This is a genomic window from Rhizorhabdus histidinilytica, assembly GCF_900167915.1.
Classification (GTDB): Bacteria; Pseudomonadota; Alphaproteobacteria; order Sphingomonadales; family Sphingomonadaceae; genus Rhizorhabdus; species Rhizorhabdus histidinilytica.
This window is the reverse complement of sequence record NZ_FUYM01000005.1, coordinates 335360-350873: the sequence shown is the minus strand read 5'-3', so window position 1 is coordinate 350873 and position 15514 is coordinate 335360. Positions and strand designations below refer to the sequence as shown.

The window sequence follows — 15514 nt, the reverse complement described above, 5'->3', positions numbered from 1 at the left end:
AATAGCGAACCCCGTCGAATGACTGACAACAAATCGATGGACGACCTGAGCGACCTGCTATCGCCTCAGGCGGTGCAGGCCGCATTGGTCGTCCCCAACAAGAAGGCCCTGTTCCAGCAGCTTGCGGGCGTCGCCGCGAAGCTCGTCGACGGCGAGGCGCGGGTGATCGTCGAACGGTTGGTGGAGCGCGAGCGGCTGGGATCGACCGGCTTCGGTGGCGGCGTCGCGATTCCCCACGGCAAGATCGAGGGACTCGATCGAGTCGTCGGCCTGTTCGCCCGACTCGCCAATCCGATCGACTTCGCGGCGATCGACGACCTGCCGGTCGACCTGGTCTTCCTGCTGCTCTCGCCGGTCGACGCCGGGGTCGAGCATCTCAAGGCGCTCGCCCGCGTCAGCCGGCGGATGCGCGACAAGGCGTTCGTCGCGAAGCTCCGCGGCGCCGGGTCGGACGATGCGCTCTACGCGCTGTTCGCGGCCGGCGAGGCCCGGCACGCGGCCTGACGCCGCCGATGGGAATCGGGCGATGAGCGGCGAGACCGGGGCGGAAGCGCATTATCGCGCGCTCGAGTCGCTCTATGCGGCGGCGCCGATCAACCGACTGTTCCAGTCGCGGCTGGAGATCGGTGGCGAAGGGGTGTCGCGAATCCACTTCACCGTCGATCCGGTTCATTTCCACGCCGCCGGCGCGGCGCACGGCACCACCTATTTCAAGATGCTCGACGATGCCGCCTTCTATGCGGCGAACAGCCTGGTCAACGATTTCTTCCTGCTCACCACCGCCTTCAACCTGCTGCTCACCCGGCCGATGAAGGAGGGACCGGTGACCGCCGAGGGCCGCTGGGTCAACGGCCGCCGCCGCGTGCTGGTCGCCGACGCGCGGCTGATCGACGCGGAGGGGGAGGAGGTCGCGCGGGGCACCGGGACCTTCATGCGATCGCGCATCCCGCTCGCTACCCTGCCGGGTTACGCGCGCCTATGACCGAGCCGCGGGCGGCGTCCGGGCTGCTGGTCTCGGCGCTGATCCGCCGGATCGAGGCCGAGGGCGGATCGGCGATGGTCATCCATCGCGGCGACGCGATCGCCGGCGCGATCCTGCTGCTGCTGGCCGATCGCGGCGTGCTCGGCGCGATCGTCGAGCGGGTGTGGCGGTTCGAGGGCGGACATGGCCTCGAGCCGGTCGGGCCCGCCGATCCCGACGAACCGGGCGCCGCCGGCGACTATGTCGCGCGGCGGCGGCGCTCCGACCCCGACCTATGGGCGGTCGAGATCGATCATCCCGAGGCCGGGCGTATCGCCGGCGAGGTGTTGCTCTGACGACGGGCCTTCCCATCGTTCCCGCAATGTTCTATTTCCGAACCATGGCCAGTGCCCCCGACTCGATCGATTCGCTCGCCCCGATGGTTGCGGCCGATGTCGCGCGTGGGGTGGCGCGGATGTTCCTTCAGGCCGAGCTGACTCCGCTGCCCGAGGTTCCGCTCGGCAACGGCCGGCGCGCCGATATCATGGCGATCGACGCGAAGGGCTGCATCACCATCGTCGAGATCAAGGTGTCGCGCGCCGACCTGCTCGGTGACGCCAAATGGCCCTTCTACCTCGACTATTGCGACCGTTTCTTCTGGGCGGTGCCCGGCGGGTTCGATCTGTCGCCGTTCGGCACCGACCCGTTCCGCCCCGACTGCTGCGGGCTGATCGTCGCCGACCGCTACGAGGCCGCGGTCCTGCGCGAACCGCTCCACCGCCCGCTGCCGGGCGCACGCCGCAAGGCCGAAACCCTCCGCTTCGCCCGTCGCGCCGCGCGCCGGTTGTGGGGCGACCTCGACCCGTTTCCGGAAAGCTGCGTATAGGAGAGGCTCCGGACCCGTTGCCGGCGCCTGCCAGCGCCGCTATCAGCCGCGCCGATGATCAGGATCAGGCCGATGCGACCCGCGGAAGGCGCCCGCGCGGTGGAGATCTGGGGCGATGCGGTCGACGCCACCCATGATTTCCTGACGCCTGAGGATCGCGCCGCGATCGGCCGTGAGGTCGCGGAATTCCTGCCGGGCGCGCCGCTCTGGCTGGCGGTCGGCGAAGACGACCACGCGATCGGCTTCCTGCTGATGAACGATTCGCACATGGAGGCGCTGTTCGTCGATCCGCGGCATCGCGGCGCCGGCGTCGGCCGCGCGCTGGTCGATCATGCGGCGGCGCTGCACGGTGCGGTCACCACCGACGTCAATGAGCAGAACGGGCAGGCGGTGGGCTTCTATCGGCGGCTCGGCTTCGTGCCGACCGGCCGCTCGGACCGCGACGGACAGGGGCGCCCCTATCCGCTCGTCCATCTGCTGCTCGACCGGCCGCTATTCCAGGCTTAAAGCCCCGGCCCCGCGATGTTCTTCTTTGGCGCGACGGTCGACTTGGTCTCGTCGATCACCTTGAGCACGGCGCTGCCGCGCGGGTCTTCGGAGGCATAGTCCCGGGCGGACTTGCCGGCGATGCGATCGGCGATCTTCGGGTCGGCGCCGTTCATCAGCAGCAGGCGGACCATCGGCACGTTGCGCTGCTGCACGGCGATGATCAGCGGCGTCTCCCCGCTGTTGTTGGCCATATTGACCTGCGCCCGACGGCCCAGCAGCAGTTCGGCCCCTTCGGTGAAGCCGAGCAGCGCCGCGGCGTGGAGCGGGGCATTGCCCTGCGCGTCGCGGACATTGGGGTTGGCGCCCTTGCCGAGCAGGAAGCTCGACCAGGTCAGGTCGCGCCGTTTGATCGTGATCATCAGCGCGGTCTCGCCGGTCGAATAGTCGCGCGTGTTGACCAGCGTCGCGCCATTGCCCTCGAGCGCCTTGGTCGCCTTGGTCCCGTCGGACTGGCGAACCGCGTTGAGGAAATTGTAGCTGTCCGAGAACTGGGCGGCGGCGGGTGCGGCGGCGAGACCGATCGTGGCGGCGACGCCAGCGGCCAGCAGGTGGCGGCGGATCATCATATGTGGCATGTCCCTGTTATGAAACGCCCTTGCGCCTGGGCCAATAGCAAAGCATGGCTGGCCGCACCATGAACAATCCGATCCTGTCGCGCGCGCTCGCCGCGCTGCTCTTGTTCGCGGCACCGCCGCTCCTGTCGGGTTGCGGCCCTGCGGCCGAGACGCCGCCGCTGGCCGACGCGAAGATCGGCGGCCCCTTCACCCTGACCGACCAGGACGGCCGCAAGATCAGCGACGGCGATTTCGCGGGCAAGTACCGGCTGATCTATTTCGGCTACACCTTCTGCCCCGACGTCTGCCCGGTCGACGTGCAGACCCTGATGAAGGGATATCGGAAGATCGAGGCGTCGAACCCGGCGCTGGCGGCGAAGATCCAGCCGATCTTCATCACCGTCGATCCCGCGCGCGACACCCCGCCGGTGCTCAGGCAGTTCGTCCGCGCCTTCCATCCCAAGCTGATCGGCCTGACCGGCAGCGAGGCCGAGATCGCCGCCGTGGCCAAGGAATTCGCGATCTATTACAAGAAGCAGGACGGTACGCCCGGCACCCCCGGCTATCTGGTCGACCATAGCCGCCAGGCGATGCTGTTCGATCCGCAGGGCAAGCCGCTGGCGCTGGTGGCCCAGGACAAGGATGCCGACGCGGTCGCCGCCGACATCGAGCGCTGGGCAAGGTAGATGGCAAACGACAAGCCGTTCTGGGAGACCAAGCGGCTCGACGAGATGACGCGGGCCGAGTGGGAGTCGCTGTGCGACGGCTGCGGAAAATGCTGCCTCCACAAGTTGGAGGACGAGGAGACGGGCGAACTGATGGCGACCAACGTCGCCTGCCGCCTGCTCGATCGCCGTACCGGCCTGTGCAAGGACTATAAGCACCGCCGCACCTTCGTTCCCGAATGCGTGCGGCTGACCCCACGCGTCCTGCGCGAGATCGACTGGCTGCCTTCGACCTGCGCCTACCGGCTGCTCGACGAGGGACAGCCGCTGCCCGACTGGCACCCGCTGGTCAGCGGCGATCCCGAATCGGTCCACAAGGCCGGCGTGTCGGTGCGCGGCTGGACCGTGTCGGAGGATGAGGCCGGCGACCTCGAACATCATCTGGTCGACCGCGATCTGTAGAGGTTTCGTAGGGATGCCGCATCCCTACGAAAGGCCGCCATGCTGAAACGCGCTCAGCATGACCGGTGATGACCAGCCCGATTCCAACCGACATGATAAGGCGCTAGACTCCCGCGCATGATCTTCCGCCGCAAGCCCGAGCCAGTGATGCTGTTCGAAGCGGGCGGGCGCAGTCGTCCGCTCGAGGTGCGGCGCATGGCGCAGGCGCGGCGAATGCGGCTCAGCGTCGATCCGCGCGATGGTGGGGTCCGGCTGGTGCTGCCCGCCCAGGCGTCACTGCGCCAGGCGCTCAAATGGGTCGAGAGCAAGCGCGACTGGATCGAGGAGGCGCTCGGCGCGCTGCCGGTCGCGCGGCCGATCGTGCCGGGCCTGGCCATCGACGTGGCGGGCGAGCGGCTGACGATCGAGCTGGGCGACGGCGGACGGATCGTCCGCCGGATAGGTGATCGGCTGGTCGTGCCGCCGCCCGCCGACATGCTCGCGGCGCGGGTGATCCGCTGGCTGCGCGCGCAGGCGCTCGCCCGGCTGGAAGCGGAGACGGCGCGCTTCGGGGCGATCGCCGGGGTTACGATCGGCCGGGTCTCGGTCGGCGATCCGCGCGCGCGCTGGGGAAGCTGCTCGGCGAGCGGCGACATCCGGTACAGCTGGCGGCTGATCCTCGCCCCGCCCCAAGTGCTCGAGGCGACGGTCGCGCATGAGGTCGCGCACCGCCTGCACATGGACCACAGCCCCGATTTCCACGCCGCCGTCGAACGGCTGCTGGGCCGCGACCCGATGCCCGAGCGCGGCTGGCTGCGCCGCCGCGGGCGTGAGCTCTACTGGCTGGGGCGCGAGGCCTGACCCATCGTCCCGGCGGGGGTTGGGAATCTCGGGCGGCTCCTGCCTCGACCTTTCTCCTCCCTGCCGAGATGCCGGCCCCTGCCGGCATGACGGAGATCAGGGCCGCGGACGGTCCGCGTTGCGGCGGGGCTGGTCGATGCCGCTCAGGAAATCCGAGCCGAGCGAGGGACGCTGTTGCTGCTGCGGGCGCGGCTGGGTGGACGGCGGTGCGCCCGGTTGGACGCGAGGAGGCGCCGCAGCCGGGGCTACCGGGGCCGTCGCCTGGGGCTCGAAACCGTCCTCGGGGTCGGCCTGCGGTTCGATATCCTGGTCCGCGGGCAAGCCGTCGGGGTTGACGAAGCTGTCGTCGGGCGCGCCGAAGAAGGCCTCGTCGTCGGGCTCTATCTGGAATTCGGGGAGCGTCACCTGCGTCTCGAACGGCTCGACCGGGCGTTTGGCGACCGCGACCCGCATGAAATCGGCGAAGGCGCGGGCGGGCGCGCGGCCGCCCTGCAGGCCGCCGACCGTCTTGGCGTCATCGCGGCCCATCCACACGCCCGCGGTGATGCCCGACGAGAAGCCCAGGAACCAGCCGTCCTTGTTCGACGAGGTGGTGCCGGTCTTGCCCGCGACCGGGCGGCCGATCTGCGCGGCGCGCGCGGTGCCGGTGTTGACCGCGGTCTGGAGCAGGTCGGTCACCTCGGCGGCGACCCAGGGCGCGACCAGCACGCGATTGTCGTCGGCGCGATGCTCGTAGAGCAGGTCGCCCTTGGCGGTAGTCACCTTGACGATGCCATAGGGAACCACGGCTACGCCCTTGCGCGCGACTGCGGCAAAGGCGCGGGTCATGTCGATCAGCCGCACGTCGGAGGTGCCGAGCACCATCGACGGATGGGTGTTGAGCTTGGTGCCGATGCCGAAGCGGTGTGCCATGTCGGCGACGGTGTCGAAGCCGACCTGCTGGCCGATCTTGGCGGCCACGGTGTTGACCGAGAAGGCAAAGGCGGTGCGGATGTCGATCGGGCCTGCATATTCGCGGTTGCTGTTGCGCGGGCTCCAGCCGTCGATGTCGATCGGCTCGTCGGTGACGGGCGTGTCGGGCTTCATCCCGGCCTCCATCGCCGCCAGATATACGAACAGCTTGAAGGCGGAGCCGGGCTGCCGCTCTGCCTGGGTCGCGCGGTTGTAGATCGAGCTGACATAGTCGCGCCCGCCAACCATCGCGCGGACCGCGCCGTCGCGATCGAGCGCGACCAGCGCGCCTTGCGCGCCCGGCGGGGCATTGGCGCGGATCGCCGCGTCGGCGGCCTTCTGCATCACCGGATCGATGGTCGTCCACACGTCGATCGGCTGGACCTGCTCGTCGACCAGATCGTCCAGCTGCGCGAGCGCCCAGTCGGTGAAGTAGCGGACCGCGTTCTGGTCGCGCTCGGGGGCGAGGCGCACCTTGTCGAGATCGATAGCTTCGGCCTCGGACGGCGTGATCGCCCCCGCGTCCTGCATCACCTCCAGCACCACCTTGGCGCGGTCGATCGCGGCTTCGCGGTCGGCGGTCGGCGAATAATGCGATGGCGCCTTGACCAGCCCGGCGATGATCGCGCTCTCGCCAAGGTTCAGCGTGGTCGCCGAATGGTCGAAGAATTTGCGCGCCGCGGCGTCGATGCCATAGGCGCCGCCGCCAAAATAGACCCGGTTGAGATAGAGCTCGAGGATCTGCTCCTTCGAGAATTTGCGCTCCATCGCCAGTGCCAGGATCACCTCGCGGAACTTGCGGCCGAAGCTGTAGGCGTTGGTCAGGAAGATGTTGCGGGCGAGCTGCTGGGTGATCGTCGACGCACCCTGCAGGCGGCGGCCCTCGCCCTTGCGCTGGAAGCCGACCCAGGCGGCGCGGGCCATGCCGATCGGGTCGATGCCGGGATGCATGTAGAAGCGCCGGTCCTCGACCGCGACCATCGCCTTCTTCATCGGATCGGGGATCTGCGCGATCGGCAGCCAGTCGCCATAGCTCGGCCCGAGCGCGACGATCACCGATCCGTCGGCGGCGCGGACGCGCACCGTCTGCCCGTTCGGGCTCGACTTCAGCTCCTCGAAGCCGGGCAGCGAGGCCATCGCGATCAGCACGGCGATCACCAGCGCGCCGAGGCCGGCGAGCGCGGTGAAAAGGCCGATCTTGAAGAGGGTGCGGAGCCAGCCCATACGGCTAGGCTTTTTCCTGGGGTTCGGTTTGGTCGACATGCGCGACCGTCCGATTAGCCTTTATCCCCGACTCTGCCAAGCGGAACGCCCCCGATTTCGACCGATCGTCCAGCCCTATCGACCAGGAGCGATGACGGGGCGATGAACGCCGGCTCCCTGCCTCATTTCTTCTCGAAGTCGATCGATGCCGAGTTGATGCAGTAGCGCAGCCCGGTCGGGCCGGGCCCGTCGGGGAAGACATGGCCGAGATGCCCCTCGCACCGAGCGCAGCGGACTTCGGTGCGGATCATGCCATGGCTGGTGTCGCGATGCTCGGTCACCACCTCGCCCTCGGCCGGGGCGGTGAAGCTGGGCCAGCCGCAGCCCGAATCGAACTTGGTATCGCTGTCGAACAGCAACTCGCCGCAGCCGGCGCAGCGATAGCTGCCGGCGTCCTTGGTGTTCCAATATTTGCCGGTGAAGGCACGCTCGGTCCCGGCCTGGCGGAGCACATGATATTGCTCGGGGCTGAGCTTCTCGCGCCATTCGGCGTCGCTGAGGTCGACCTTGTCCATGACGCGAATGTGGGTGGCGCCGGCCCCTGGGTCAAGCGCTCGCGTCAACCATCGTCCGTAGCGGTTTTTCGCGACTGTGACGCGCATCACTGCCGCGCTCCGTCAACCATAGTAGCCCGGTGTCCGGCGTTGCATGGCGTCCGAGTGGTTGCGTAGGCGTATGGGGGCGCAGGGGAATCGCCCCCACCTTCTCTGGAGTGGCGCCCGGCCCGGCGGTGATGGCTCTACCGCCGGACCGGGCTGCCTGGCCGGCCCGGGCGGGTTCAGCGCCCGCGTCGCAGCCGTTTCCGGTTCTTCGCCACCGCCCGGCGGTAATGGCCGATCGTCGCCTTCGCGCGCCGGGCCGGCGTCGTTCCCAGCCGCCCGGCCAGCGCGCCGCTTTGCAGGGCGACAGCCGCCTCCACCTTCTCGGCGATCATGCGCTGCGCCTCGACCATCGCGGCGGCGTCGCCTGCGGCGAGCTTGGCGAGCCGCATCGCGATCACCGCCGATGCCTCGGCGCCGAGGCGCCAACCGTCGAAAGCCAGGGACATCCAGTCGCTTGGTCGGATCATGGCGGGGCCTCGCCTAAGCCGCTTTTCGGTCGTCGGCCGCAGGACGCCCGGCGGCGGCGAATGGTTCCCGCGCCCGCGACGGACGGTGGAACCGCCGGTCCCCCGCCCGGTTATCCCGACACACAGGAGCAGGACCATGGAAACCCAACGCCTCGAACGCGGCCGGCTGATCGATCATATCCAGCTTGTCGTCGTCGATCTCGACGCCAGCCGGCGCTTCTACACAGCGATATTCGACGTGCTCGGCATCCCCATCGCCGGATCGGGCGCCGACTATTTCTGGGCCGACGAACTGTTCGTCTCGACCGCCGACAGCGCGGCGGCGCAGGGCCGGCTCACCGGCCGCCACCATCTCGCCTTCCAGGCCGCCGACCGGCCCATGGTCGACGCCTTCCACCGGGCCGGCCTCGCCGCAGGCGGCGTCGACAATGGCGCGCCGGGCGAGCGATCCTATCATCCGGGCTATTATGCCGCCTTCCTGATCGATCCCGACGGCAACAATATCGAGGCGGTCCACCATGGTCCGGCCAGGCGCTCGGCCGATAGCGTGACGATCGAATTCGAGGGCTGACGCGCTCAGGCTGGGAGCGGCCGCGCCGGCAGGAAGCGCGCGTTGCGCAGCAGCGCCGCCGACGCCAGCGAGACGAGGATGCCGATCGGCAGGATCTCGGTCAGCGTGATCGGCAGGCGGAACAGCGGATCGGCATAGTCGGCCTTGAACTGCTCCATCTCGGCGGAGAGCCTGGCCAGCGCCTCGGGCCCGGCGCCCGCGGCGCGCTGCTCCGCGATCGCGGCCTTCGCATAATCGTCGATGAAGCCCATCCCCGTCACCGTCAGCGCGGCTTCCCACGCAACGACGTAGAACAGGCTGGCGACCAGGCTGATCGCGAGGCCCATGCCGAAGGCGGGCCAGAAGCGGATCGCCCCGCCCAGCGCCGTGTCGCGCCGTCGCTTGATCGCGACGAAGACGGTGCTGAGCGCGACCAGCATGATCAGATAGCCGAGCGCCACGCCATAGGGCAGCGGCGGCCGCCCGGCGAGCACGACCGCCATGGCGAAGAGCGGGATGCCGACGATCAGGCCGGCGATGCTTCCATAGGTCAGGATGGTGCGGATCATGGCGTCCTCCTGTCAGGGCCGGCGGCATCGAAGGACGGCTGCAGCGCGGATGCAATCGCCCAAAAGGGTGATTCGGCCGCAATCGCCCGAAAAATGTCGGGTCGTCACGGCAGGATGCCCAGTTCGCGGGCGCGGGCCAGCGCATCCGTGCGTCGCGCGGCGCCGAGCTTTTCGAACAGCCGGGTGACATGCGTCTTGATCGTATTGGGGGAGACGGCGAGCCGGATGGCGATCTCCTTGTTCGATCGGCCGGCGGCGAGTTCATGCAGCACCGCCAGCTCGCGCGGGGTGATGCCGAGTGACTCGATCGCCTGCGGATTCCCGTCGAACGGTATGGGCGCGCGAGGCGCAAAGGCGCGGATACCGATGACGATGCCGAGCACCAGAAAGCCCCCGGCGACCAGCGCGACGGCGATCTCGTCGGTCTGCGACCGGGCGAACCGGCGATAGTCGAGCCATTGCAATGCCAGGGTGCCGGCGGCGAGCAGCCCGCCATAGGCGGTCACCTGTTTCCAGATCGGGCCGGGCGTGCGCGCTTTGGGCATGGTCGCTCCGATGGTGGAGCGTCGATCTCATCATGTCTTGCCGCCGGTGGCAATGCCCGGGACGGGCGGCCGGCGCGGCCGCTCCGCCCCGTGGCGTCAGGCGGCGACGCTCTCGTCCCGGTCCGCCCGCCAGCGCGCGATCTGGTCCTTGACCACCAGCTTCGCCTTCTTGAGCCGGGCGATCTCCATGTCGTCGGGAAGCGGGCGGCGGCGCTGCTCCTCGATCAGCGCCTCGAGCCGCGCATGCTCGCGCGTGAGATAATGGAAGAATCGGTCTGACATGCCTTCCTCCGTTCAGCTGTCGAGCGACTTGAGTGCCGACAGCACGTCGTCGACCGGAATCGGCTTGCCGCGTCGGTGCGGGCGGCGGAGTGCCGGGCGGTCGGGGACCGCGGCAGCGTCGGAAGCCCAGGATGCGAGGATCGCCCGTTTGACCTCGGGCTCGAGGGTGGGGTGCCGCGCCACGTCGAACGGGCGGCGAAAAGTGGAGAAGGACATGGGATATGCCTCCTTTCTTCCAGTCACTCCTTCCATTGCGGCGGAAACGCCGGAGGCGAATTTGGTTCGCCGCCGGCTTCCGTCAAGATGCCAGCCAAACCCTTGACGGGATTCGACGAATTTTTCCGATCCGGGATGGATCAGCCTTCGGCGGTATCTTTCAGATAGGGCTCCACCGGGCCGCTCAGCTTGATCGTCAGCGGGTTGCCCTTGCGGTCGCGGGTATTGCCGACCGCGACGCGGACCCAGCCCTCGCTGACGCAATATTCCTCGACATTGGTCTTCTCGACCCCCTTGAAGCGGATACCGACGCCGCGCTCGAGCAGCTCGGCGTTGAAATGCGGGCTCGACGGGTTGATCGAGAGGCGGTCGGGCATCGTGTCGGTCATGGCTGCGGTCCGGTTCAGGGGGAATGGGGGCGGCTTTAGCCAGCTTTGGGCATGGGCTCAACCGCTCCCATCCCCATGCCAAGGCGTCGTTCAGGCGGGGGGCGGAACCTCGGGAGAGTCGCGCGGTCCTTCATCTCCGGAGATTCCGGCCTCCGCCGGAATGACGAAAGATGCTCAGCTCGTCGTCCAGGGGGGCTTGAGGAAAGCGGCGGCGAGGAAGTCGATCAGCACCTTGACCCGCGCCGGGCGTAGCGGGGTCGGCGGGGTGACGACGTGGAGCGCGATGCTCGGCCCCGACGTCCAGTCGGGCAGCACCTCCTCCAGGCTGCCCTCGGCCAGGCATCGCCAGGCGAGGAAGTCGGGCAGCGGCGCGATGCCGGCACCCGCGACCAGCGCGTCGATCAGCACGTCGCCATTGTTGGCGCGGATCGGCCCGTTGAGCTCGACCGACAGCTCGCCTTCTACCGGATGGCGGAAATGCCAGCGGCCGGGATGGCGCACATGGGTGTAGACGAAGGCCGGGTAACGGACGAGGTCACGCGGATGTCCCGGCCGGCCGAGCCGGTCGAACAGCGCGGGCGCGCCGACCAGCGGCAGCCGCACCGGGAACAGCCGCCGCGCCTTGAGCGCCGAATCCTCCAGCTGGCCGATCCGCAGCGCGACGTCGAAACCCCGCTCGATCAGGTCGACCTGCTCGTCGGACAGGTGGAGGTCGATCACCACCTCAGGATAGGCCTGGTGGAACAGCGGCAGGATCGGGCGCAGATGCGCGATACCGAACGACATCGGCGCGGCCAGCCGGACCAGCCCGCGCGGCACCGCGCCGCGCTCGGAGATCGCCTCCTCGATCGCTTCGCCCTCGGCAAGCAGCAGCGCCGCGCGCTCCTGCGCCATCTGCCCGCTTTCGGTCAGCGACAATTTGCGCGAGCTGCGGTGGAACAGCGGCGCCGCCAGCCGCTGCTCGAGCCGCGACACCGCCTTGGAGACGGTCGCCTTCGACAGCGCCAGCTCGTCGGCGGCGGCGGAGAAGCTGCCCAGCTCGGCTACCTTGGCGAAGATCGCCCAGGCCTCGAAATCGGGAAGGCGCGGCATAGACCCTCAAAGGTCGAAAATGGAAACGATGGGTTTCGATCATCTCCATTTATTTGCCGATGCGCAAGCCTAGATTGGTTTTCGAAGAGGCCGCCCCATCGGGTGGCCAGAGGAGTAAGCACGATGATCGAAGTCCGCCCCTTTTCGTCGCTCGGCGGTGCCAACCATGGCTGGCTCGACGCCAAGCATCATTTCTCCTTTGCCGACTATCGCGATCCGCAGCGGGTCCATTGGGGCGCGCTGCGCGTCTGGAACGACGACACCATCGCTCCGCACACCGGCTTCGCGCCGCACCCGCACAACGACATGGAGATCATCACCTATGTCCGCCGCGGCGCGATCACCCATCGCGACAGCCTGGGCAATGCCGGCCGCACCGAGGCGGGCGACGTTCAGGTGATGTCCGCCGGCACCGGCATCGTCCATTCCGAACGGAACGAGGAGGATGTCGACACCACCCTGTTCCAGATCTGGATCATTCCCGATCGGCAGGGTGACAAGCCCGGCTGGGGCGCCCGCCCCTTCCCCAAGGGCGACCGCGCCGGTCAGTTCGTCACCCTGGCGAGCGGCATCGCGGGCGACGGCGACGCGCTGCCGATCCGGGCGAACGCCCGGGTGATCGGTGCGACGCTCAAGGCCGGCGAGACCGCGACCCACGCGATCGGCCGCGACCGCAAGGCCTATCTGGTCGCGACCGAAGGCCGGATCGAGGTCAACGGCGTCGCTGCCGATCCGCGTGACGGCGTGGCGATCGCCGATCTCGACACGATCGAGGTCAAGGCGATCGACGATGCCGAGATCGTCCTGGTCGACGTGGCGTAGCAACCATCCTCCGTCGTGCCGGCGGAGGCCGGCACCTCGGGAGCAGCGCAGCGCGTGAGCCTCCCGAGACCCCGGCCTCCGCCGGGGTGACGGAAAAGGAAATCCATCCATCCCATCGGAGTCACCGACATGCCCAAGATCCTCGTCCTCTATTATTCGACCTACGGCCATATCGAGACGATGGCCGAAGCCGTCGCCGAAGGCGCGCGCTCGGCCGGCGCCGACGTCGACGTCAAGCGCGTGCCCGAGACGGTGCCGCTCGACATCGCCGAGAAGAATCATTTCAAGCTCGATCAGAAGGCCCCGGTCGCGACCGTCGCCGAGCTGGAGAATTACGACGCGATCATCGTCGGCACCGGCACCCGCTTCGGGCGGATGTCGAGCCAGATGGCGGCGTTCCTCGACGGCGCGGGCGGCCTGTGGGCGCGCGGCGCGCTCAACGGCAAGGTCGGCGCGGCCTTCACCTCGACCGCGACCCAGCACGGCGGGCAGGAGACCACGCTCTTCTCGATCATCACCAACCTGCTGCACTTCGGCATGACGATTGTCGGCCTGCCCTATGCCTATCAGGGCCAGATGGGCGTCGAGGAGGTCAAGGGCGGCGCTCCTTATGGCGCCACCACCATCGCCGACGGCGACGGTTCGCGCCAGCCGAGCGCAGCCGATCTGGATGGCGCGCGATTCCAGGGCCGGCATGTGGCCGAGATCACAGCCAAGCTGGTCGGCTGAGTCGTAGACAGCTTTCCAAGAGGAGGAAGAGATGACGACTGCCGTTGCGATCAGGACCGGGACCGATGCGGATTTTCCGCCGCTCTCGCCGCTCGAATGGAAGGTCGTCAGCCTGGCGATTCGCGAGGCGGGCGAGGATGGCGGCGCCGGCCGGCGCAGCTGGCTGACCCGGCTGGTCGGCTCGGCGGCGGGGCTGCGGCCCAGGCTGCCGCTCGCCGATCCGCGGCTCGAGACGCTGCGGCGCTTCGTCGGCCAGGTGCGCGATCGGGCCGACGTGTCCGATCTCGGCCCCCGGCTGATCGAGCTCGGCTTCCATCCCGGCCAGATTTCGGCGGTGGCGATGCTCGCCCGCTGACCGGCAAGCTGTTGCTGCGGGCAATGCCCCCCTCCCGCAGCATCCGCGCCGCCCGTTTCCCGTCCGCGGGGAGCGGGCGGTTTGCTTTCGGGCGGACCTCGCTTCTGCCCGCGACGATCGCGGGCTATAGCGATGGCGAACCATATCCGAAGGGGATGCCATGACCGCGACCACACTCTACGAGGCTTCGATCCCGGTGATCCGCAGGAGCCTCGCCAATCTCTCGACCCTGCTCGACAAGGGCGCGGAGCATTTCGCCGCGGCAGGCGTGGCCGAGGACGAATGGCTCGGCTACCGGCTGGCCGACGACATGTACCCGCTGCTCCGCCAGGTCCAGATCGCGAGCGACGGTGCCAAGGGCGCGGCGGCGCGCCTGTCGGGCCAGACCCCGCCGAGCTTCCCCGACGAGGAGACGAGCGTCGCCGAGCTGCGAGACCGGATCGCGCGGACGATCGCCTATCTCGACAGCGTCCCCGCCGCGGCGATCGTCGGGCGTGAGGAGGCGCCGATCGTGCTCGAGATCGGAGACCTCGCGCTCCATTTCACGGGTGCCAGCTATGTCCGCGACTTCGTGCTGCCCAACATCCTGTTCCACGTGACGACCGCCTATGCGATCCTGCGCAACCGTGGCGTGCCCATCGGCAAGCGCGATTTCCTCGGCGAGCTCGACATCCGCCCGCGCGTGGCGGCATGACCGCACGGGCGAGGGCCGTCGCGGTCGCGACGCTGCTGTCCGTGACGGCTCCGGCCGGGGCAGAGGTCGTGTCGGCCGATGGCTCGGGCTTCGCGGTGCGCACCGTGCTGACGATCGCCGCCCCGCCCGAGGCGGTCTATGCGGCGCTGCTCGTCCCCGGCCGCTGGTGGGATCCGGCGCACAGTTGGTCGGGCGACGCCGCGAACATGCGGCTCGAACCGGCGGTCGGCGGCTGCTTCTGCGAGAAGCTGCCGAAGACCGGCGGCGAATCGGCGCATATGCGGGTAATCGCGATCGATCCCAACCATATGATCCGGCTCGACGGCGCGCTCGGCCCGTTCCAGGCGATGGGCGTGGCGGGGACGCTGAGCTGGGAGCTGAAGCCGGTCGCGGGCGGCACCGAGTTCCGCCAGACCTATGCGGTCGGCGGCCACATTCCCGGCGGCGGCGCGGCGCTGGCGCCGGTGGTCGACGGGGTGATGGGCGGCCAGGCGGCCCGGCTCAAGGCGCTGGCGGAGAAGCGGTAGGGAAGAGCCGCTTCAGCCGCACCAGCACATCGTCGAGCGCCGACAGGAAGCGCGAGCGGTCGGCTTTGGAGAAGGGCGGCGGGCCCCCGATCCCCTCGCCCGTCATCCCCGCGCGCAGGTCGGCCATGATCGCGCGGGTGGCGACCGCCGATCCGATCGACTGGACCGTGAAGGGCTTGCCGGCGGGCGAGATCGCGGCGGCGCCGGCTTTCAGGCAGCGGTCGGCGAGCAATATGTCGGCGGTGACCACCACCACGCCGGGGCGGCTCGCCTCGGCGATCCAGTCGTCGGCGGCGTCGAAGCCGCTGCCCACCACCACCTTGTCGACAAGGGGATGCTGGGGCACGCGCAGATGCTGGTTGCTGACCAGCGTGACCGGCAGCTCGTGCCGCCAGGCGACCTTGTAGATCTCCTCCTTCACCGGGCAGGCGTCGGCGTCGACGAGGATATGGATGGGCTGGGTCATGATGCGCTCATAGCTCCCCTTTCCGGCATGCCGAACCTGTTTCGACATCGCCGGGAGGGGCCAAATAATTGTTTCGGC

25 protein-coding genes are annotated in these 15514 nt (G+C 68.9%); 14 read left to right on the top strand and 11 right to left on the bottom strand.

What is annotated here, in order from left to right; all coding sequences use genetic code 11:
* Positions 1 to 18 precede the first annotated feature (18 nt).
* From B5X82_RS13615 to B5X82_RS13595, 5 genes are read left to right on the top strand one after another with little or no spacing between them, the layout of a single operon-like run.
* Positions 19 to 504: a PTS sugar transporter subunit IIA gene (locus B5X82_RS13615; RefSeq protein ID WP_079648692.1), complete on the top strand. Its 486-nt coding sequence runs from the start codon at positions 19 to 21 to the stop codon at positions 502 to 504.
* 22 nt (positions 505 to 526) lie between these two features.
* Positions 527 to 982, top strand: coding sequence for a PaaI family thioesterase (locus tag B5X82_RS13610; RefSeq protein ID WP_079648691.1), 456 nt, complete (start codon positions 527 to 529; stop codon positions 980 to 982).
* On the top strand, positions 979 to 1317 hold the full coding sequence (locus B5X82_RS13605) for a DUF1491 family protein (RefSeq protein WP_079648690.1): 339 nt from the start codon (positions 979 to 981) through the stop codon (positions 1315 to 1317). The genes B5X82_RS13610 and B5X82_RS13605 overlap by 4 nt, the downstream gene beginning before the upstream one ends.
* A 26-nt stretch (positions 1318 to 1343) precedes the next feature.
* Positions 1344 to 1847, top strand: coding sequence for an MmcB family DNA repair protein (locus B5X82_RS13600; RefSeq protein ID WP_079648689.1), 504 nt, complete (start codon positions 1344 to 1346; stop codon positions 1845 to 1847).
* A gap of 54 nt (positions 1848 to 1901) precedes the next feature.
* Positions 1902 to 2354, top strand: coding sequence for an acetyltransferase (locus tag B5X82_RS13595; protein ID WP_079648688.1), 453 nt, complete (start codon positions 1902 to 1904; stop codon positions 2352 to 2354).
* Here the strand turns inward: B5X82_RS13595 and B5X82_RS13590 are convergent.
* Positions 2351 to 2962, bottom strand: a complete 612-nt coding sequence (locus B5X82_RS13590) for an ankyrin repeat domain-containing protein (protein ID WP_079648687.1) — start codon at positions 2960 to 2962, stop codon at positions 2351 to 2353. The two genes, B5X82_RS13595 and B5X82_RS13590, sit on opposite strands and share 4 nt — an antisense overlap.
* A gap of 53 nt (positions 2963 to 3015) precedes the next feature.
* Between B5X82_RS13590 and B5X82_RS13585 the strand changes: the two genes are divergently transcribed.
* From B5X82_RS13585 to B5X82_RS13575, 3 genes are all read left to right on the top strand, one after another.
* Positions 3016 to 3636 (top strand): SCO family protein, encoded by a 621-nt coding sequence (locus B5X82_RS13585; protein ID WP_079648686.1) that lies wholly within the window; start codon positions 3016 to 3018, stop codon positions 3634 to 3636.
* A complete protein-coding gene (locus B5X82_RS13580; protein ID WP_079648685.1) occupies positions 3637 to 4077 on the top strand; it encodes a YcgN family cysteine cluster protein in 441 nt (146 codons plus the stop codon). It begins immediately after the preceding gene.
* A 117-nt stretch (positions 4078 to 4194) separates the two neighbouring features.
* Complete coding sequence (locus B5X82_RS13575) at positions 4195 to 4917, top strand: M48 family metallopeptidase (protein ID WP_079648684.1); 723 nt, start codon at positions 4195 to 4197, stop codon at positions 4915 to 4917.
* Between the two features lie 96 nt (positions 4918 to 5013).
* On the opposite strand, the gene B5X82_RS13570 is transcribed toward B5X82_RS13575, so the two are convergent.
* The 3 genes from B5X82_RS13570 to B5X82_RS13560 form a co-directional block, all read right to left on the bottom strand.
* Positions 5014 to 7092 (bottom strand): transglycosylase domain-containing protein, encoded by a 2079-nt coding sequence (locus tag B5X82_RS13570; RefSeq protein ID WP_079648683.1) that lies wholly within the window; start codon positions 7090 to 7092, stop codon positions 5014 to 5016.
* 161 nt (positions 7093 to 7253) lie between these two features.
* Positions 7254 to 7646: a peptide-methionine (R)-S-oxide reductase MsrB gene (gene msrB, locus B5X82_RS13565; RefSeq protein ID WP_176152560.1), complete on the bottom strand. Its 393-nt coding sequence runs from the start codon at positions 7644 to 7646 to the stop codon at positions 7254 to 7256.
* 263 nt (positions 7647 to 7909) lie between these two features.
* Positions 7910 to 8179 carry a hypothetical protein gene (locus B5X82_RS13560; RefSeq protein ID WP_235862689.1) on the bottom strand — a complete coding sequence of 90 codons (270 nt, stop codon included), beginning with the start codon at positions 8177 to 8179 and terminating at the stop codon, positions 7910 to 7912.
* 157 nt (positions 8180 to 8336) lie between these two features.
* Between B5X82_RS13560 and B5X82_RS13555 the strand changes: the two genes are divergently transcribed.
* Complete coding sequence (locus B5X82_RS13555; RefSeq protein ID WP_079648680.1) at positions 8337 to 8771, top strand: VOC family protein; 435 nt, start codon at positions 8337 to 8339, stop codon at positions 8769 to 8771.
* Positions 8772 to 8776: 5 nt separating this feature from the next.
* Here B5X82_RS13555 and B5X82_RS13550 read toward each other — a convergent pair whose 3' ends face one another.
* The 6 genes from B5X82_RS13550 to B5X82_RS13525 all read right to left on the bottom strand — a co-directional run bounded on the left by B5X82_RS13550 (position 8777) and on the right by B5X82_RS13525 (position 11843).
* Positions 8777 to 9319 (bottom strand): DUF4199 domain-containing protein, encoded by a 543-nt coding sequence (locus B5X82_RS13550; RefSeq protein WP_079648679.1) that lies wholly within the window; start codon positions 9317 to 9319, stop codon positions 8777 to 8779.
* 104 nt (positions 9320 to 9423) lie between these two features.
* Positions 9424 to 9864 carry a helix-turn-helix transcriptional regulator gene (locus B5X82_RS13545; protein ID WP_079648678.1) on the bottom strand — a complete coding sequence of 147 codons (441 nt, stop codon included), beginning with the start codon at positions 9862 to 9864 and terminating at the stop codon, positions 9424 to 9426.
* Positions 9865 to 9960: 96 nt separating this feature from the next.
* A complete protein-coding gene (locus B5X82_RS13540; RefSeq protein ID WP_079648677.1) occupies positions 9961 to 10146 on the bottom strand; it encodes a YdcH family protein in 186 nt (61 codons plus the stop codon).
* 12 nt (positions 10147 to 10158) lie between these two features.
* Positions 10159 to 10362: a hypothetical protein gene (locus B5X82_RS13535; RefSeq protein ID WP_079648676.1), complete on the bottom strand. Its 204-nt coding sequence runs from the start codon at positions 10360 to 10362 to the stop codon at positions 10159 to 10161.
* A gap of 140 nt (positions 10363 to 10502) precedes the next feature.
* Positions 10503 to 10751 (bottom strand): DUF3297 family protein, encoded by a 249-nt coding sequence (locus tag B5X82_RS13530; RefSeq protein WP_079648675.1) that lies wholly within the window; start codon positions 10749 to 10751, stop codon positions 10503 to 10505.
* A 174-nt stretch (positions 10752 to 10925) separates the two neighbouring features.
* A complete protein-coding gene (locus B5X82_RS13525; RefSeq protein WP_079648674.1) occupies positions 10926 to 11843 on the bottom strand; it encodes a LysR family transcriptional regulator in 918 nt (305 codons plus the stop codon).
* 123 nt (positions 11844 to 11966) lie between these two features.
* On the opposite strand from B5X82_RS13525, the gene B5X82_RS13520 reads away from it, so the two are divergent.
* From B5X82_RS13520 to B5X82_RS13500, 5 genes are all read left to right on the top strand, one after another.
* Positions 11967 to 12665, top strand: a complete 699-nt coding sequence (locus tag B5X82_RS13520; RefSeq protein ID WP_079648673.1) for a pirin family protein — start codon at positions 11967 to 11969, stop codon at positions 12663 to 12665.
* A gap of 129 nt (positions 12666 to 12794) precedes the next feature.
* Complete coding sequence (wrbA, locus tag B5X82_RS13515) at positions 12795 to 13394, top strand: NAD(P)H:quinone oxidoreductase (RefSeq protein ID WP_079648672.1); 600 nt, start codon at positions 12795 to 12797, stop codon at positions 13392 to 13394.
* Between the two features lie 31 nt (positions 13395 to 13425).
* Positions 13426 to 13749: a hypothetical protein gene (locus tag B5X82_RS13510; RefSeq protein ID WP_079648671.1), complete on the top strand. Its 324-nt coding sequence runs from the start codon at positions 13426 to 13428 to the stop codon at positions 13747 to 13749.
* Between the two features lie 160 nt (positions 13750 to 13909).
* Positions 13910 to 14443, top strand: a complete 534-nt coding sequence (locus B5X82_RS13505) for a DUF1993 domain-containing protein (protein WP_079648670.1) — start codon at positions 13910 to 13912, stop codon at positions 14441 to 14443.
* Positions 14440 to 14970 carry an SRPBCC family protein gene (locus B5X82_RS13500; protein ID WP_079648669.1) on the top strand — a complete coding sequence of 177 codons (531 nt, stop codon included), beginning with the start codon at positions 14440 to 14442 and terminating at the stop codon, positions 14968 to 14970. Before B5X82_RS13505 ends, B5X82_RS13500 begins: the two co-directional genes overlap by 4 nt.
* Here the strand turns inward: B5X82_RS13500 and B5X82_RS13495 are convergent.
* Positions 14945 to 15436: a YaiI/YqxD family protein gene (locus B5X82_RS13495; protein WP_176152557.1), complete on the bottom strand. Its 492-nt coding sequence runs from the start codon at positions 15434 to 15436 to the stop codon at positions 14945 to 14947. The two genes, B5X82_RS13500 and B5X82_RS13495, sit on opposite strands and share 26 nt — an antisense overlap.
* Positions 15437 to 15514 lie beyond the last annotated feature (78 nt).

Bases quoted from the DNA above. Each gene is read 5' to 3' on its own strand.
- B5X82_RS13615 (WP_079648692.1), top strand. From the start codon at position 19: ATGACTGACAACAAATCGATGGACGACCTGAGCGACCTGCTATCGCCT.
- B5X82_RS13610 (WP_079648691.1), top strand. From the start codon at position 527: ATGAGCGGCGAGACCGGGGCGGAAGCGCATTATCGCGCGCTCGAGTCG.
- B5X82_RS13605 (WP_079648690.1), top strand. From the start codon at position 979: ATGACCGAGCCGCGGGCGGCGTCCGGGCTGCTGGTCTCGGCGCTGATC.
- B5X82_RS13600 (WP_079648689.1), top strand. From the start codon at position 1,344: ATGTTCTATTTCCGAACCATGGCCAGTGCCCCCGACTCGATCGATTCG.
- B5X82_RS13595 (WP_079648688.1), top strand. From the start codon at position 1,902: ATGATCAGGATCAGGCCGATGCGACCCGCGGAAGGCGCCCGCGCGGTG.
- B5X82_RS13590 (WP_079648687.1), bottom strand. From the start codon at position 2,962: ATGATGATCCGCCGCCACCTGCTGGCCGCTGGCGTCGCCGCCACGATC.
- B5X82_RS13585 (WP_079648686.1), top strand. From the start codon at position 3,016: ATGGCTGGCCGCACCATGAACAATCCGATCCTGTCGCGCGCGCTCGCC.
- B5X82_RS13580 (WP_079648685.1), top strand. From the start codon at position 3,637: ATGGCAAACGACAAGCCGTTCTGGGAGACCAAGCGGCTCGACGAGATG.
- B5X82_RS13575 (WP_079648684.1), top strand. From the start codon at position 4,195: ATGATCTTCCGCCGCAAGCCCGAGCCAGTGATGCTGTTCGAAGCGGGC.
- B5X82_RS13570 (WP_079648683.1), bottom strand. From the start codon at position 7,092: ATGGGCTGGCTCCGCACCCTCTTCAAGATCGGCCTTTTCACCGCGCTC.
- msrB (WP_176152560.1), bottom strand. From the start codon at position 7,646: ATGGACAAGGTCGACCTCAGCGACGCCGAATGGCGCGAGAAGCTCAGC.
- B5X82_RS13560 (WP_235862689.1), bottom strand. From the start codon at position 8,179: ATGTCCCTGGCTTTCGACGGTTGGCGCCTCGGCGCCGAGGCATCGGCG.
- B5X82_RS13555 (WP_079648680.1), top strand. From the start codon at position 8,337: ATGGAAACCCAACGCCTCGAACGCGGCCGGCTGATCGATCATATCCAG.
- B5X82_RS13550 (WP_079648679.1), bottom strand. From the start codon at position 9,319: ATGATCCGCACCATCCTGACCTATGGAAGCATCGCCGGCCTGATCGTC.
- B5X82_RS13545 (WP_079648678.1), bottom strand. From the start codon at position 9,864: ATGCCCAAAGCGCGCACGCCCGGCCCGATCTGGAAACAGGTGACCGCC.
- B5X82_RS13540 (WP_079648677.1), bottom strand. From the start codon at position 10,146: ATGTCAGACCGATTCTTCCATTATCTCACGCGCGAGCATGCGCGGCTC.
- B5X82_RS13535 (WP_079648676.1), bottom strand. From the start codon at position 10,362: ATGTCCTTCTCCACTTTTCGCCGCCCGTTCGACGTGGCGCGGCACCCC.
- B5X82_RS13530 (WP_079648675.1), bottom strand. From the start codon at position 10,751: ATGACCGACACGATGCCCGACCGCCTCTCGATCAACCCGTCGAGCCCG.
- B5X82_RS13525 (WP_079648674.1), bottom strand. From the start codon at position 11,843: ATGCCGCGCCTTCCCGATTTCGAGGCCTGGGCGATCTTCGCCAAGGTA.
- B5X82_RS13520 (WP_079648673.1), top strand. From the start codon at position 11,967: ATGATCGAAGTCCGCCCCTTTTCGTCGCTCGGCGGTGCCAACCATGGC.
- wrbA (WP_079648672.1), top strand. From the start codon at position 12,795: ATGCCCAAGATCCTCGTCCTCTATTATTCGACCTACGGCCATATCGAG.
- B5X82_RS13510 (WP_079648671.1), top strand. From the start codon at position 13,426: ATGACGACTGCCGTTGCGATCAGGACCGGGACCGATGCGGATTTTCCG.
- B5X82_RS13505 (WP_079648670.1), top strand. From the start codon at position 13,910: ATGACCGCGACCACACTCTACGAGGCTTCGATCCCGGTGATCCGCAGG.
- B5X82_RS13500 (WP_079648669.1), top strand. From the start codon at position 14,440: ATGACCGCACGGGCGAGGGCCGTCGCGGTCGCGACGCTGCTGTCCGTG.
- B5X82_RS13495 (WP_176152557.1), bottom strand. From the start codon at position 15,436: ATGACCCAGCCCATCCATATCCTCGTCGACGCCGACGCCTGCCCGGTG.